Genomic DNA, 13,082 nt, shown 5'->3' with positions numbered 1-13,082 from the left:
AGGCGACTCGATGGGTGGGCTCCTATTGAATTGCGGTACCCGGTTGACTACTATCTGTAGTTGTCGACTTCGGGGGGGACCGTGAAGATAAAATTCCTCGCTACTTCCAGCAATTCGGGCTCGTGCCCGAGCCTGTACGAGACCGACGACGGTGACATCGTGGTGCAGGGTTACCGGTTGACCGATCCGGAGGCGCTCGCCCAGCTGCGGGACGTGCTGCCCGACGAGACCTTCGTCGTCGTGCCCCGGGCACTGATGTCCTGGTTCGAGCAGAAAGACTGACATGGGGTCGCTCGTCACCGACCCCGCCACGTTCCAGCGCCTCTTCGAGGACTTCCACCACGCCGCTTTCAAGCTGGAGGTCCGCCGGTCGTACGGCGTGCCGTCCGAGGACGAGCCGTTCCAGGTCTTTCTCGCCGGGGGAGACCCGGGCGTCGGATGGCTGCGGTCGTGGCTCGACCTGATGCGGGCCGAGACGGCGAAGGGCAAGCGGGTGGAGCGGGTGCGGGTCGTCGACGAGCCACCGAGCGACTACCTGCGTTTCGAGATGTCGGTGACGCCCCACAACATCGCGGCGGGCGAGGACATCCGCTACCTCGACCGCCGCCGGGCGACCGAGCTGGCGCTGCCGCAGTACGACTTCTGGTTGTTCGACTCGCAACTGGTCGCGTTCCTGCACTTCACCGACGACGACCAGTTCGTGGGTTTCAGCACCACCGAAGATCCGGCCGAGGTGTTGAAGCACTGCCAGTGCCGCGACCGGGCCTGGACGAGGGCCATCCCCTTCTCGGCGTTGCCGCCCACCGTCGCGGCAGCGGCCTGATCGGCACCACGATGTTGCGGGGTCGACACGGACTGCCGGACGTCAATGCGATCGGCGCTCTCCCGGCCCGTCGATTCCCCATTAGACGGTGTCATGAGTGACGACCGGGGCCGGGTGGACAACGATTTTTCCGGCCGCAGCGGGGCGGTGATCCAGGCCGGGCTCATTCAGGGCAACGTGAACCTGCGTGCGGTCACGGAGACGCCATTGCCGTCGCCCCGGCAGTTGCCACCCGCGACCAAGGGTTTCATCGACCGCGAGGTGCACATTCAGCAACTCGACTCGCTCCTCGACGAGGTTGAGTTGATCACCGACAAGTCGCGGTTGCCCGTCGTCACGATCTCCACGATCTCGGGCAGCGCCGGGGTGGGCAAGACGGCGCTGGCCGTGCACTGGGCGCACCGGGTACGGGAGCGTTTTCCCGACGGTGACCTCTACATCAACCTGCGCGGATATGACGCCGTTCCGCCGCTGACCCCGCACGAGGCCCTCGACGGATTCCTCCGGGCGATGGACGTGCCCGCCGAGAAGGTGCCGCGCGACCTGCACGACCGCACCGCGCTCTACCGGTCGTTGACCACCGGCCGGCGGATGCTGATCCTGCTCGACAACGCCGCCACCGCCGAGCAGGTGCGGCCACTGCTCCCCGCCGCACCGAGTTGCATGGTGATCATCACGAGCCGCAGCCGGCTGTCGGGGCTGACCGTCCGCGACGGCGCCATCCGGGCGGTGTTGGACGTGTTGTCGAGCCACGACGCGACCCGGCTGCTCCGGGTGACTGTCGGTGCCGATCGGGTGGACCGGCAACCCGAGATGGTGGACCGGCTGATCGAACTCTGCTCCCATCTGCCACTCGCACTACGCATCGTCGCCGACCGCGCCCGGCTCGACGAGGAACGGCCGCTCGCCGAGTTGGTGGAGGAGTTGACCGCCGAGGAGAGCCGCCTCGACGCGCTGGCCGTCGAGGAGGACGACCTGTCGGCCGTCCGGACGGTCTTCTCCTGGTCCTACCAGGCACTGGCCGCCGAGACGGCCCGGGTGTTCCGGCTGGTCGGCCTGCACCCCGGAGCCGACATCGCGCTCGACGCGGCGGTCCGCCTCACCGGGCTCGCCCCCTCGGTCACGCGTCGCCACCTCGATTCGCTTGTCGGACTGCACCTGCTCACCCGCAGCGGACCGCACCGGTTCCGCCTGCACGATCTGCTGAGGCTGTATGCGATGGAGCGAGCGACCCTCGACGAGAGCCCGGAGGCCGTCCACGCCGCCCGGGAGCGGCTGCTGAGGTGGTATCTGCACCACACCTATGCGGCCTACCGGGCGATCCTTCCGCAGGGCCGGCCCCTGCCCGACGTCGACGTCCCACCCGACGCGACGCTCGACGACGCGCTGCGGTGGTGCGAACACGAACGGCTCAACCTGCTCGACGTCATCCGTGCCGCGCCCGAGTGGGGCCATCACCGGCTCGGCTGGCAGATCGCGCTCGCCAGCATGGCCTTCTTCGAGCGTAGGTCCTACTGGAAGGCGTGGATCGACAGCCACCTGGCGGGTCTGGACTGCGCCCGTCACCTCGGCGACCGTCGTGCCGAAGGATGGCTGCTGCTCAGCCTCGGCGACGCCTGGTGGGACCGGGGCGACCTCGACGAGGCCGGGCGCTGCTACGCCGGTTCGCTGCACGCGGCACGGGAGGTCGGGGACGCGTGGACCACCGGGTACGCCCTGCGCGGATGCGGCCTGGTGGACGAGGACCGGGGAGACTTCCCCGAGGCGACCCGCTACGCCCGGGAGGCGCTGCGGACCTTCCGCCAGTCGGGCGAGGAACGCGGCACCGGACTGGCCCTGATGAGCCTCGGCAACGCGCAACGTGGCGCCGGTCGCTTCGCTGAGGCCCTCGTCTCGTACGACGACGCGATGACGGTGTTCGAGCGGCTGGGCAACCGGTGGAGTCAGGGGCTCGTCGCGCTCCACCGGGGGCAGACGCTGCTGCACACCGGTGAGCCCGCGCCGGCGCTGGCGGCGGTGACCTCGGCCGCCGCGTTGTTCCGCGAACTCGGTGACCGCCGGCACGCCGCCCTGGCCCGCGCGTACGAGGGCGACGCCCACCTCCAGCTCCACCAGCCGCACGCCGCCCGCGAAGCCCTGGCCGACGCGCTGCTGACGCTGCTGGAACTCGACGACCCCCTCGCGGCGGACGTACGACGACGCCTGGCCGCCCTCGACCACCACGACACCTCAACTGACCAGGGGGAGCGGGATGGATGACCCGATTCTCACGGCGATCGCCGTGGCACTGTCGACCCGTGCCGTCGAGGGCCTGACCGATGCGGGCAGGGAGGCCCTCGCGTCGCTGATGCATCTCGTTCGCCGTAAGGCGGCCGGCCACCGGGAGCTTCGGGCCTCGCTCGTCGCCGAGCCCACATCCGCCGAGGGCGACGACCGGGCCGTGGAGTTGCGTCGGGCACTGGGCGACGCCGCCGCCCGTGATCCGGACTTCGACCAGGAGCTGCGCCGCCGCTGGGAGACCTTCCAGCCGACGACCGTACGGGCCGACGCGGTGACGAACACGGTGTCGGGTCAGGTCACCGGCCCGGTGGTGCAGGCGCGCGACATCTCCGGCGGGGTGCACGTGGGGATGCCCGCACGTGGTGGTGACGGCGCGTCATGACGTGATGGGCCGATCGTCGGTATGCAGCAGTTATGCTGAGAGTATGACTCGCCGTATCACCATCAGCTTGCCCGACGACGTGGCCGCCTACGTCGAACGCACCCAGGGCAACACGTCCGGTTTCATCGCGGGAGTCCTCCGTCGGAAGATGCGGGCGGACGACCTCCGGGCGCGCTGGGCGCAGCTCGGTTACGTCGTCACCGACGACGACGTGGAATCGACGAGGAGTCGTCTGGCAGCTCTGCCACCGATCAGTGACGAGCAGCATGCCCGGAATCTCGAATGGCTTCGCCAGTTCGACGAGGACGGAAGCGCCGCGGCGTGAACGGCCTGGTCCTCGACACCTCTGCGCTGCTCGCTTACGCCTCGGGAACCAGCGTCGAGCCCGGTGCCATGCTCACCCTCGCCGAGGAGGACCCGGAGCAGCAGCTGTGGGTACCCGCGCTCTGCCTCGGGCAGGCACAGCTCGAACTGGCGGGTACCGCCTCCGCCGCCCTGCTCGACCTGCTGTTCACCGAGGACCGTGACATTCAGGTGGCCGTCTACGATGCCGCGACGAGCCGGCGGGTGGCGCGGCTGGCGGCGCGTACACAGGTGTCGCTGGATGCCGCGCATGCCGTCACCACCGCCGTGCTCTACCGCTGCTATCTGGTCACCCGGGATCCGAAGGCCCTGACGCCGGCGCTGCCCCCGGGAATGGAGATCCTCGACATCAGCGAGACCTGGGACTGACGTTCCCGGGAAAGTGCTCGCTGCGCCGGCCCGACCACGACAGCGAGCGGGTGCCGGCGGTGACGGCGCGTGCCGGCCTGCCCGGCGGGTAGGCCGACACGGTCGAACGGTCAGTCAGGCTTGGCCTGTGCTGGTGCAGCCGGGACGGTCCGGTCTCTTTGAGCGCGGTGCTCGTCAGGAGGCGCGTCCACGCCGGGGGTGTGAAGGTGGAGGTGGGGCCGGTTGGGTCCTCGCTGTCGTGCAGCCCGGCGATTCCGGAAGGGTCGTCGGCGACCTCGTCGCAGTCGGTCCCGTTGTTGCTGCGGGGTGGACTTGCGCCAGACGGTACCGGTCAGCGCGGGGAAGCGGTGAGCACCGCCTTGCCGAAGGCGACGTGGGCCACGTTGGCCTGACGGCCCGAGTTGGCATTCCGGCCGGTGCAGCGGATCTTCAACTGGGTGGTACCGGTGATATCGACCTTGACATGGGTGGCGGGCCCCAGCTTGGCCACCTTGTTGCTGTCGAGCTGTCCTCCGCTGTCCCGGTAGAAGGCCACGTCGGCGACCAGCCCGGAGGCACCGGGGGTGTTGTCGTCGATGCCCAGCCAGAAGTCGAGGGTCCGCATCCCTGCGACGGGAAAGACGAAGTAGGTGCTGGTGCCGTTGCAGCTGAGTTCGATGCTCCGGTCGTAGGGTTTGTTGCCCATGGTCACCAGCCCTTTGACATAACCCCCGTTGCGGTCCTCCGCGTCGAGTTCGTCGAGGTAGCGGACCGAGACTTCCTCAGGGCTGTCCTCCGGCGTGGGTGTGGGGTCGACCGTCTCGGTGGGCGTGGGACGCGCCTCATCGCTCGGGCTCTCCGAGATGTCGGAGGTCGGGTCCTCGGAAGCCGGCGGCGTCAGGTACGCGGAAGGACTCGGCCCGGCCGCTGAGGTAGGTGCGGGATGGCTGGCCTGCGAGAATTCGATGCCGAACAGATCACGCCCAAAGCCGAGTGTCGCCACCAAGAGGCTCGCCGCGCCGATGATGACTCCGGCGAGAGCCAACTTCTGATGATCCTTGACCCAGCCGAAGTAGCGTGACACGGTGCACCTTCCGGGCGGCGAATTCGACGTGCCCTCACCTATGCAGGTCGGGGCGGCCGATTGTGTGCCGTTCGGTCTGGCGTGTCGAGGTGGGTGTCGCAAAGCTGACGCCATCCGCGTCGCGCACCGGCACCAGATCGGGGGCAGGGCAGCCCGGTCTGTGCGGTGTCCCTTTCAGTACCGGGGCGGCTGCTGCTTGAGGCTCGCCAGAAAACGCGTCCACGTTCGGGGTGCGAAGGTGAGGACTGGGCCGGTGGGGTCCTTGCTGTCGCGGAGTCCGACGACGCCGGGCATGTTGTCGGCGACCTCGACGCAGTTGCCGCCAGCGTTGCTGCGGGTGGACTTGCGCCAGACGGCACCGGTCAGGTCAGGCACGGGAGTGCTCCTCTGCTATTCGGTGGATCAGGCTCATTGACCGGGACTCATTGAGGACACGGCTCGTCATGTCGGCCCAGATAGCGCCGTACACGGCCGTCTCGTGCGGCTTGTCCAGGTAGATCGCCCCCGTCGCGGACTCGATGTAGGTCACGGGCGGCTCCACCTCCCTGCCGGTGGCGTCCTGCGGAAACTCCAGCATCGAGAAGCTTCCAGCCGTCATTCCGGCGTGTAGTCCGGCAGAAAATTCCATCATTCTTACGGTGACGTTGGGTAGTTCTGCGGCCTTGATGATCTGATGAAGCTGTTCAGCCATGATCTCCTTGCTGCCCACCGGCCGACGTAGCACGGCCTCGTTGAGTATCACGCTGAGTTGCGGCGGGGAGAACCGGATGAGCAACGCCTGTCGCTCCACCCGAAGTTGAACAGCCCGCTGATGCGTCTCGTCGTCGCTGGTGTCGATCCCGCCGCTGGGGAGTCGGGAGACATGTTCCGCGTAGGCGCGGGTTTGGAGCAGGCCGGGGACCAACTCGGCCTCGTACTGGCGGATGTGTGATGCGGCCGATTCCAGTCCGATGTAGAGCTGGAACCAGCGGGGCAGGCCGGAGCCGACGTAGTCGTGCCACCAGTTCTTGTTCTCCCGGGTGGCCGCCGTCATGGCCAGGAGCAACTCGCTGTCCTCGGTGGAGGCACCGTAGAGGTCGAGCATCTGCTGCACGTCGGCCTGCCGGTAGCGGACGTGCTCGGCACCGTTCTCGATCCGGTGCAGGGTGGCCCGTGCCCGGTCCAACTGCTCGGCGGCCTGCTCCATCGTCAGCCCGGCCGCCCTGCGCAACGACTCGAACTTCCGCCCGATCTGGCGGCGGAGCATCGTCGTCCCGGTCACGGATTGTGACACCATCGTCCTCCCGGCTCGGCTGGCCTGAACACCCTCCCGTCCATTTTCGACGGCCCCGCGTCTCCGCAGTAATGGACACATTACACAGAGTGCGTGTCTATAGCTAGCCGTGCGGTCGCGCAGCGCAATTGAGACGTTGCAATCAGTGGCTTCCGGTGTTTGACTGCTTCGGCGGTCGCTGGGAAGTTCCCGCTGCTCAGCGGCCATCTGATCCCCGTTGTCGGGTGGCTGGTGAGCGCTGCGACGGCGGGTGCACGGGGTGGGTCCGCCGGTGCGCGGCGGGCCGGTGGACCCACCCCCGCCCGGGTCGATCGTCAGGAGAGGCAGGTTCCGTCATGCGTGACTTCTTCCGCCGGATTCCGGAGAGCCGACGACCGCTGCCGGCGTCGGTGGGGCGTCGTCCGGGCGTACCCAATCGGTTGTTGCCGTGGCAGGTGCGGGAGCGGCGGTTCCGGCCGGCGCGGTTCGGGCGGCGCGGGCTCGACCCGCAGGAGGTGCGGGAGTTCCTCGACCAGGTCGCCGGTGAGCTGGCCGCCGCCTACGACGCGCTGCGGCAGAGCCGGCGGGAGGCCGGCCGGGTCAGGATCGCGCTGTGCCAGCTGCAAGCCGAGCGGGCGCACGGCCGCAACGAGCGGGAGTGGGACCGGTGACCGGGCGCTTCGTCATCCACCTGCCGGTGGTCACCGACGATCTGCTCTCCGCGCAGCGGCTGGCCCGGGTGGTGGCGCACTGGACGCACGTCCTGCCGCAGACCGACCCGGGCGGCACCACCGTCTCCGTCGAGGACGACCAGAACGTCCGCCACTGGGTGTTCTGTGACCGGCTGCTCTCCGGTGGTCGGCGCTGCCTGCTCCGCCCCGACCACGACGGCGAGTGCTCCCGGCGGCGCGGGTGGCGGTGAGCGGGCTCCGGTGAGGGGCGGTGCCGCGCGTCCGGGCCGACCGGCCGTGACGCTGCGGTGCCGTCCGGCTCAGCGGCGGGGTGCGCTGCCCGCCGTCGCCGGGGTCCGCGTCATCCGCACCGCCCAGTCCAGGGCGTGGTCGGCGACCGCCTCCCAGCCCGGCTCACCCACCGTGAAGTGGGAGCGGCCCGGGAACTCGTGGTACGCGGTCACCGCCCGCGACTTCTGATAGAGCCCGGCGTTCGCCTTCACCAGCGACGGCGGGGCGACATGGTCCTCGCCACCGGCGATCAGCAGCAGCGGCGGGCGGTCGTCGCGCCCGGTGTCGACGGTCGCGGCGGAGTGCGGGTCGAGGTTGGCGAACGCCCCCTCGAAGAGCACGTGCCCGGCGGCCGGTACGGCGTACCGCCGCCAGGCCCGGTCGGAGTCGTCCGGTTGGAGGGTGTTGCCGAAGGCGTACCGGAACTCGTCCGGGCTGATCTGCACCCCCCGGTGCCGGTTGACCGGGCTGTGCAGCACCGGGTACGACGCCCGCAGCGTGCTGATCGGCAGCCGGAGCACCCCCTTGACCGGCGCGGACGCGACCGCCACGGTGGCCGCGCCGAGCCCCCGGTCGGCCAGCACCTGGGCGACCAGCCCGCCGAACGAGTGGCCGATCACGATCGGTGGGCTCGGCAGCTCACGGATCACCGCCGCGTAGTGGTCGATCACCTGCCGCAGGGTGGTGCCGGCGATCGTGCCCGGGTCGGCGCGCAGCGCGGTCACCTCCCGGTCGAAGCCCGGCCAGGCCGGGGCGAGCACCCGGAACCCGCGTGCCTCGTACCGCTCGACCCACCCCTCCCAACTACGTGGTGTCATCCACAGCCCGTGCACGAGCACCACCGTGTCGACCCGCGCATTCGACGTGTTCCCCATGCCGTCCTCCCCGACCTCACCCACCCCCAACCCCGGCCGCATACCCACCTCCTACCCCGCAATGCCCCCACCCCATCCGGCGGGCCCGAATACGCCCGGTGATCAAGAGGTTTGCGTCATCCGACGGCCAGATTTTGACGCAAACCTCTTGATCACCGGGGGCGGCGGGGGCGGCGAGGCGGCGGGGGCGGCGGGGCCGGCGGAGGCGGCGAGGCGGCGGGGGCGGCGGTGCGCTGGCTCAGGAGGTGGGGAGGGTGTCGACGACTACCAGTTCGGTGCCGGGGCGGACCTCGTCGAGGAGGGTCTGCTGGGCGGTGCGGGTCAGCCGGATACAGCCGTTGGTGACGTTCTCGCCGAGGGTGTCGTCGTCCTGCCAGGTGTGCAGGCCGATGTGTGCGCCCTTGAGGCCGGTGGGCACCGCGTCCAGGTCGTCGGGGATCGCGCCGAGGGCGAAGACGTCCACCCCGCCGTAGACCGGCTCGGGCGGGGGCGTGGTGCCGAGGATGAAGGTCCGGCCGAGCGGGGTCTCCTGGCCGGGCAGGCCGAGGCTGACCGGCCAGGTGTGCTGCGGGCTGCCGTGCCGGTACCAGGTGAGCCGGTGGGTCCGCCGCTGCACCACGAGCTGGTCGCGCAGGGCCACCGGGGTCCAGCCGCCCGCCGGCAGCCAGGCCAGTCGGCGGCTCGCCGAGGGCAGCAGGACCGCCGTCCAGCCGGTCCGGCGTTCCACCACCGGCATGGTCAGCTCGACACCGTTGATGGTGGGGGCGAGCAGGGCGCGGGGGCGTCCGCCGGGGGCGTCGTACGCGGCGATGTTCCGGGTCGGGGTGAGCCCCTCGGTCAACGGGGTCACGTCGAGCGGGCGCGGGTCGGCCGGGAAGCCGGCGGGTGCCGGATCGTAGTCGATCACCGGCAGCCCGGCGGGGGCCGGTGCGGCGGGCGGCACGGTCTCGTCCTCGGCCGGGGCGGCGGTCGCGGTCGGTGGCGGGGCGGCCCGGCGGGTCGGTGCGGGTGCGTCGTACCGCAGCGCCGCGCCGACCAGCAGGGCCAGCACCAGCAGCGCCGGTACGCCGACGACGGCGGCGAGCGGACCCCGCCCCCACCGGTCGATCATTCGGTCAAACAGCACAAACAAAGACTAACGGGTGCATAGCTTCCGGTCGGCGTGAATCGTCCGGACAGGTTCGCCCGACGGGGCGCCACCGGTCAACGGATGGACGGTCGTCGCTGCGCCGGTGCGCCGTCGACGCGGTGCGCCGGGGGCTACACGTGCGCCGGGCCGGGGTGGTTCGACAATCCACCGAGAATTTTCACCACCCGCACTGATCCGTACGCGCCGGAGGTCCGTACTGGAGGTGGGAGCAAGGTCGGCCGGTGGTGGCGCCGCCGTTAGACGATCGAGGAGCAGATGGCCCGGGCAAAGCAGAACGAGAAGGCCGCGACCGTCCGGACCTCCACCAGTAGCCGTGGTGTCCGGACCGTGTCGAAATCCGTGCTGGCACTGATGGTGGCGTCCGCGCTGGGCCTGCTCTGGGCCGGTGTCGAGATGACCGGCAACGGCTCGGTGATGTACGCGTACGGGTTCTTCTTCACCGAGTTCTTCGCCGGGGTGGTCGCCCTGGTGGCGCTCAGCCTCACCGTGATGATGGGCCTGCTCGCCACCGACCGGCTGGTCCTGATGATCCGGCACCGGGTGCTGCTCCAGTCGGCGCACCGGGCCACCGGTGTCCTCGGTGTCGCCGGCCTGGTGTTCCACGTCATCACCAAGATCGCGATCGGTCGGGCCGGCCCCACCGACGCCGTGGTCCCGTTCATCGGCGGCAGCGGGCTCTACGTCGGTCTCGGCACGGTGGCCGCGTTCCTCATGGTGAGCGTGTTCTGGACCGGCATCGTCCGGGTCCGCTTCGCCGGTGTCGGCCCCAAGTGGTTCTGGCGCAGCCTGCACTCCCTGGCGTACCTCTCCTGGCCGTTCGCCCTGTTCCACGGCCTCAACGCCGGCCGCGCCGCCAAGTCCTGGGTGGTGCTCAGCTACCTGGCGTGCGTGCTGCTGGTGGTGGTGGCGCTGATGGTGCGGCTGTCGGTCTACCTCGGCAAGCGCACCCGTGAGCAGCAGCAGGCCGCCGCGCTGAACAAGGCGATGACCGCCAAGGCGACCGACGAGGGCAAGGGGCGGACGCTGCTCAGTGGCCTCGGCCGTAAAAAGGAGGAGGAGACCAAGGACAGCCGGACCGGTTGGGCCGAGACCACCCTGACCCCGTCCTGGAACGCGCCGACCGGCACTGCCCGGCGTCGTGACCCCGAGCGGTTCACCGTTCCGGTGGTGCCCGAGCCCGGCACCCTGCGGGAACCCGTCCGGGGCGGCCGACCCGCCCGGGAGACGTCGGCCCCCCGCCGCGAGCGTGACCTGGAACCGGCCGCCCGACGCCGCACCGTCGAGCGCGACGAACGCGACGAACGGCCCCGCCGCCGCGACGAGGACGTCGCCCCGGTCTCCGGCAGTCGCCGGTCCCGCTACGAGGAGGACGTCGCCCCGGTGTCCGGCAGTCGCCGCGCCCGCTACGAGGAGGACGTCGCGCCGGTGTCCGGCAGTCGCCGCCGCGACGAGGACGTCGCCCCGGTCTCCGGTGGCCGCCGGTCCCGGTACGAGGAGGACGTGGCCCCCGTGTCGGGCACCCGCCGGTCCCGCTACGAGGAGGACGTCGCCCCGGTGTCGGGCACCCGCCGGTCCCGGTACGAGGAGGACGTGGCCCCCGTGTCGGGCACCCGCCGGTCCCGGTACGAGGACGAGGATATCGCCCCGGTCTCCACCGGTCGGCGGGCCCGACGCGACGACGACGACCTGGCCGCCCGCTACTCGGCCCCGCCCCGGCGGCGCACCGAGGAGCCCGAGGAGCCGTGGGACAGCCCGAACCGGTGGGAGTCCAGCCGGCCCGTCTCGGCCGAACCCATCTCCGCCGCCCCGCGCAGCGGCTCCGGCCGGCACAGCGTCGAGCCGGACGTGCCCGAGGAGCCGGACTACTGGCGTCCGCCGGCCCGCTACGTCGCCGACGACATCCCGGTCGACGACACCCCGACCCTGGTCGACCTGGCCTCCCGGCGGGCCCGCAAGGCCACCGGCGACGGCCGCAGCCGGCGCAAGGGCAAAGCCAACGCGGACGCCGTCGACGGGGCGTACTGGGCCGGGCTGCGCGGTGAAGCCAAGTGATGCGGACCAAGGTGCCCCCGGTCGCCTGCATCGGCGAGCCCCGGCTCACCGCCGGTTTCGCCGAGTTCGGTCGGCTGGACCTGATGGCACACGAGACGGTGCACGGCCCGATCGGCCCGATGGAACCGGCCAACCTGCTCCGACTGGCCGAGGCCATCCAGCTCAAGGGCAAGGGCGGCGCGGGTTTCCCGTTCTACCGGAAGTTCAAGGCGGTGCTGGAGTCCTGTGAACGGCAGGACCTGCCCGCCGTGGTGGTGGTCAACGCCACCGAGGGGGAACCGGCGAGCTGGAAGGACAAGGTGCTGCTCACCCGGGCCCCGCACCTGATCCTCGACGGTGCCGCCCTGTCCGCCTACGCGCTGGACGCCGAGGAGATCGTGCTCTGCGTCGCCGACGACCTGATCGGCCGGGACTCGCTCACCGAGGCACTCGCCGAACGTCGGATGCCGGTCCCCACCACCATCGTCACCGTGCCGCACCGGTTCATCTCCGGCGAGGGCGGCGCACTGGTCAACGGGATCAACGGACTGCCGCACATCCCGCCGGGCACCAAGAAGCGGTCCAGCGACTCGGGCGTACGCAACCTGCCCACCCTGCTGTCCAACGCCGAGACGTACGCCCAGGTGGCCATCGCCGCCCGGCTCGGCCCGTACGAGTACGCGGCGCTCGGCACCGACGACGAGCCGGGCACCGTCCTGCTCACCGTGACCGGCCAGGCCAAACGCGCCGCCGTGGTGGAGTGCGCCGCCGGCACCCCGCTACGGGACATCCTCGAACTGTGCGAGGTGCCGGAGGGGCCGGGCATCCTGATGGGCGGCTACCACGGCCGCTGGATCACCTGGGAGGCGGCGCAGCGGGCGGAGATCACCCGCAAGAGCCTCACCAGCGTCGGCGGCACCCTCGGCGCCGGCATCATCATCCCGCTCGGCCGCGACACCTGCCCGCTCGGCGAAGCCGCCCAGGTGGTCCGCTACCTGGCCGGGGAGTCCGCCGGCCAGTGCGGGCCGTGCAAGCGGGGCCTGCCCGACCTGGCCCGCGCCGTCGACCTGGCGGTCTCCGGCAGCGCCCCGGTGGAGGTCGTGCGGGCCGCCGCCGGTGACGTGAAGGGCCGGGGCGCGTGCAGCCACCCCGACGGCACCTCCCGTTTCGCGCTCTCCGCGATGGAGGTGTTCGCCGACGACCTGCGGCAGCACACCACCGGTGAGGGGTGCGGCAAACGGGTCAAGGGCGTGATGGGGCTGCCCGGTGCCCCCGACGCCAACCCGAAGATGCTCACCCTGGACTGGTCCCGCTGTGACGGGCACGGACTCTGCGCCCACGTCGTACCGGACTTCATCCGGCTCGACGGCAACGGCTACCCCGCCTTCCCGCCCACCCCCGTGCCGACCTGGCTGAAGGAGGGGGCGATGAAGGCCGTCAAGGTCTGCCCCGAGCTCGCGCTGCGGTTGGTCGAGGTCAAGTAGCACCGTCGAGGTCACCCGGCACCGTCGGGGTCACGTAGCACCACCGAG

The 13,082-nt window shown here is 70.9% G+C and carries 16 protein-coding genes; 10 read left to right on the top strand and 6 right to left on the bottom strand.

The annotated features are described in order from the left end of the window. Window positions 1-81 precede the first annotated feature (81 nt). The 6 genes from ACQP2H_RS23345 to ACQP2H_RS23320 all read left to right on the top strand — a co-directional run bounded on the left by ACQP2H_RS23345 (window position 82) and on the right by ACQP2H_RS23320 (window position 4,217). The gene (locus tag ACQP2H_RS23345; protein WP_208568880.1) at window positions 82-282 is read left to right on the top strand and encodes a hypothetical protein; all 201 of its coding nucleotides are present in this window, start codon (window positions 82-84) and stop codon (window positions 280-282) included. Window position 283: 1 nt separating this feature from the next. Beyond that, entirely contained in the window at window positions 284-823 is a 540-nt protein-coding gene (locus tag ACQP2H_RS23340) for a DUF6879 family protein (protein ID WP_357535565.1), read from the top strand. Window positions 824-916: 93 nt separating this feature from the next. Further along, window positions 917-3,082 carry an ATP-binding protein gene (locus ACQP2H_RS23335; RefSeq protein ID WP_433228872.1) on the top strand — a complete coding sequence of 722 codons (2,166 nt, stop codon included), beginning with the start codon at window positions 917-919 and terminating at the stop codon, window positions 3,080-3,082. Further along, window positions 3,075-3,485, top strand: coding sequence for a hypothetical protein (locus ACQP2H_RS23330; protein ID WP_357535561.1), 411 nt, complete (start codon window positions 3,075-3,077; stop codon window positions 3,483-3,485). Before ACQP2H_RS23335 ends, ACQP2H_RS23330 begins: the two co-directional genes overlap by 8 nt. A 43-nt stretch (window positions 3,486-3,528) precedes the next feature. After that, on the top strand, window positions 3,529-3,810 hold the full coding sequence (locus ACQP2H_RS23325; protein WP_145921196.1) for a hypothetical protein: 282 nt from the start codon (window positions 3,529-3,531) through the stop codon (window positions 3,808-3,810). After that, complete coding sequence (locus ACQP2H_RS23320; RefSeq protein WP_219464164.1) at window positions 3,807-4,217, top strand: hypothetical protein; 411 nt, start codon at window positions 3,807-3,809, stop codon at window positions 4,215-4,217. Before ACQP2H_RS23325 ends, ACQP2H_RS23320 begins: the two co-directional genes overlap by 4 nt. Here the strand turns inward: ACQP2H_RS23320 and ACQP2H_RS23315 are convergent. The 4 genes from ACQP2H_RS23315 to ACQP2H_RS23300 form a co-directional block, all read right to left on the bottom strand. Further along, window positions 4,198-4,461, bottom strand: coding sequence for a DUF397 domain-containing protein (locus ACQP2H_RS23315; protein ID WP_433233643.1), 264 nt, complete (start codon window positions 4,459-4,461; stop codon window positions 4,198-4,200). The genes ACQP2H_RS23320 and ACQP2H_RS23315 overlap by 20 nt on opposite strands. A gap of 87 nt (window positions 4,462-4,548) precedes the next feature. Continuing rightward, window positions 4,549-5,280 (bottom strand): NPCBM/NEW2 domain-containing protein, encoded by a 732-nt coding sequence (locus ACQP2H_RS23310; protein WP_219464162.1) that lies wholly within the window; start codon window positions 5,278-5,280, stop codon window positions 4,549-4,551. Window positions 5,281-5,454: 174 nt separating this feature from the next. Then, entirely contained in the window at window positions 5,455-5,655 is a 201-nt protein-coding gene (locus ACQP2H_RS23305; protein ID WP_219464161.1) for a DUF397 domain-containing protein, read from the bottom strand. Beyond that, window positions 5,648-6,526, bottom strand: coding sequence for a helix-turn-helix domain-containing protein (locus ACQP2H_RS23300; RefSeq protein WP_219470269.1), 879 nt, complete (start codon window positions 6,524-6,526; stop codon window positions 5,648-5,650). The genes ACQP2H_RS23305 and ACQP2H_RS23300 overlap by 8 nt, the downstream gene beginning before the upstream one ends. A gap of 362 nt (window positions 6,527-6,888) precedes the next feature. Between ACQP2H_RS23300 and ACQP2H_RS23295 the strand changes: the two genes are divergently transcribed. Together ACQP2H_RS23295 and ACQP2H_RS23290 are read left to right on the top strand one after the other, a co-directional pair. After that, window positions 6,889-7,203, top strand: coding sequence for a DivIVA domain-containing protein (locus ACQP2H_RS23295; RefSeq protein WP_219464159.1), 315 nt, complete (start codon window positions 6,889-6,891; stop codon window positions 7,201-7,203). Further along, the gene (locus ACQP2H_RS23290; protein ID WP_208568889.1) at window positions 7,200-7,454 is read left to right on the top strand and encodes a hypothetical protein; all 255 of its coding nucleotides are present in this window, start codon (window positions 7,200-7,202) and stop codon (window positions 7,452-7,454) included. The genes ACQP2H_RS23295 and ACQP2H_RS23290 overlap by 4 nt, the downstream gene beginning before the upstream one ends. A gap of 69 nt (window positions 7,455-7,523) precedes the next feature. Here the strand turns inward: ACQP2H_RS23290 and ACQP2H_RS23285 are convergent, their stop codons facing one another. Both ACQP2H_RS23285 and ACQP2H_RS23280 read right to left on the bottom strand, forming a co-directional pair. Next, on the bottom strand, window positions 7,524-8,369 hold the full coding sequence (locus tag ACQP2H_RS23285) for an alpha/beta hydrolase (RefSeq protein ID WP_219464157.1): 846 nt from the start codon (window positions 8,367-8,369) through the stop codon (window positions 7,524-7,526). Between the two features lie 238 nt (window positions 8,370-8,607). Next, window positions 8,608-9,495 (bottom strand): L,D-transpeptidase, encoded by an 888-nt coding sequence (locus tag ACQP2H_RS23280; RefSeq protein WP_433228867.1) that lies wholly within the window; start codon window positions 9,493-9,495, stop codon window positions 8,608-8,610. 351 nt (window positions 9,496-9,846) lie between these two features. On the opposite strand from ACQP2H_RS23280, the gene ACQP2H_RS23275 reads away from it, so the two are divergent. Next, a complete protein-coding gene (locus ACQP2H_RS23275; protein ID WP_433228865.1) occupies window positions 9,847-11,571 on the top strand; it encodes a hypothetical protein in 1,725 nt (574 codons plus the stop codon). Beyond that, window positions 11,568-13,034, top strand: coding sequence for an NADH-quinone oxidoreductase subunit NuoF family protein (locus ACQP2H_RS23270; protein ID WP_208568893.1), 1,467 nt, complete (start codon window positions 11,568-11,570; stop codon window positions 13,032-13,034). Before ACQP2H_RS23275 ends, ACQP2H_RS23270 begins: the two co-directional genes overlap by 4 nt. Window positions 13,035-13,082: the final 48 nt, after the last annotated feature.

Origin of the sequence: Micromonospora sp. CA-248260 (genome assembly GCF_050942205.1) — a bacterium.
GTDB classification, from domain to species: Bacteria; Actinomycetota; Actinomycetes; order Mycobacteriales; family Micromonosporaceae; genus Micromonospora; species Micromonospora antibiotica.
The sequence above is the reverse complement of the archived record's forward strand: the minus strand, read 5'-3'. Positions and strand labels throughout refer to the sequence as shown.

What these genes read in the sequence shown, in the direction of transcription:
- ACQP2H_RS23295 (WP_219464159.1), top strand. Translation starts at nt 6,889, where the DNA reads ATGCGTGACTTCTTCCGCCGGATTCCGGAGAGCCGACGACCGCTGCCG.
- ACQP2H_RS23325 (WP_145921196.1), top strand. Translation starts at nt 3,529, where the DNA reads ATGACTCGCCGTATCACCATCAGCTTGCCCGACGACGTGGCCGCCTAC.
- ACQP2H_RS23285 (WP_219464157.1), bottom strand. Translation starts at nt 8,369, where the DNA reads ATGGGGAACACGTCGAATGCGCGGGTCGACACGGTGGTGCTCGTGCAC.
- ACQP2H_RS23335 (WP_433228872.1), top strand. Translation starts at nt 917, where the DNA reads ATGAGTGACGACCGGGGCCGGGTGGACAACGATTTTTCCGGCCGCAGC.
- ACQP2H_RS23300 (WP_219470269.1), bottom strand. Translation starts at nt 6,526, where the DNA reads ATGCTCCGCCGCCAGATCGGGCGGAAGTTCGAGTCGTTGCGCAGGGCG.
- ACQP2H_RS23340 (WP_357535565.1), top strand. Translation starts at nt 284, where the DNA reads ATGGGGTCGCTCGTCACCGACCCCGCCACGTTCCAGCGCCTCTTCGAG.
- ACQP2H_RS23330 (WP_357535561.1), top strand. Translation starts at nt 3,075, where the DNA reads ATGGATGACCCGATTCTCACGGCGATCGCCGTGGCACTGTCGACCCGT.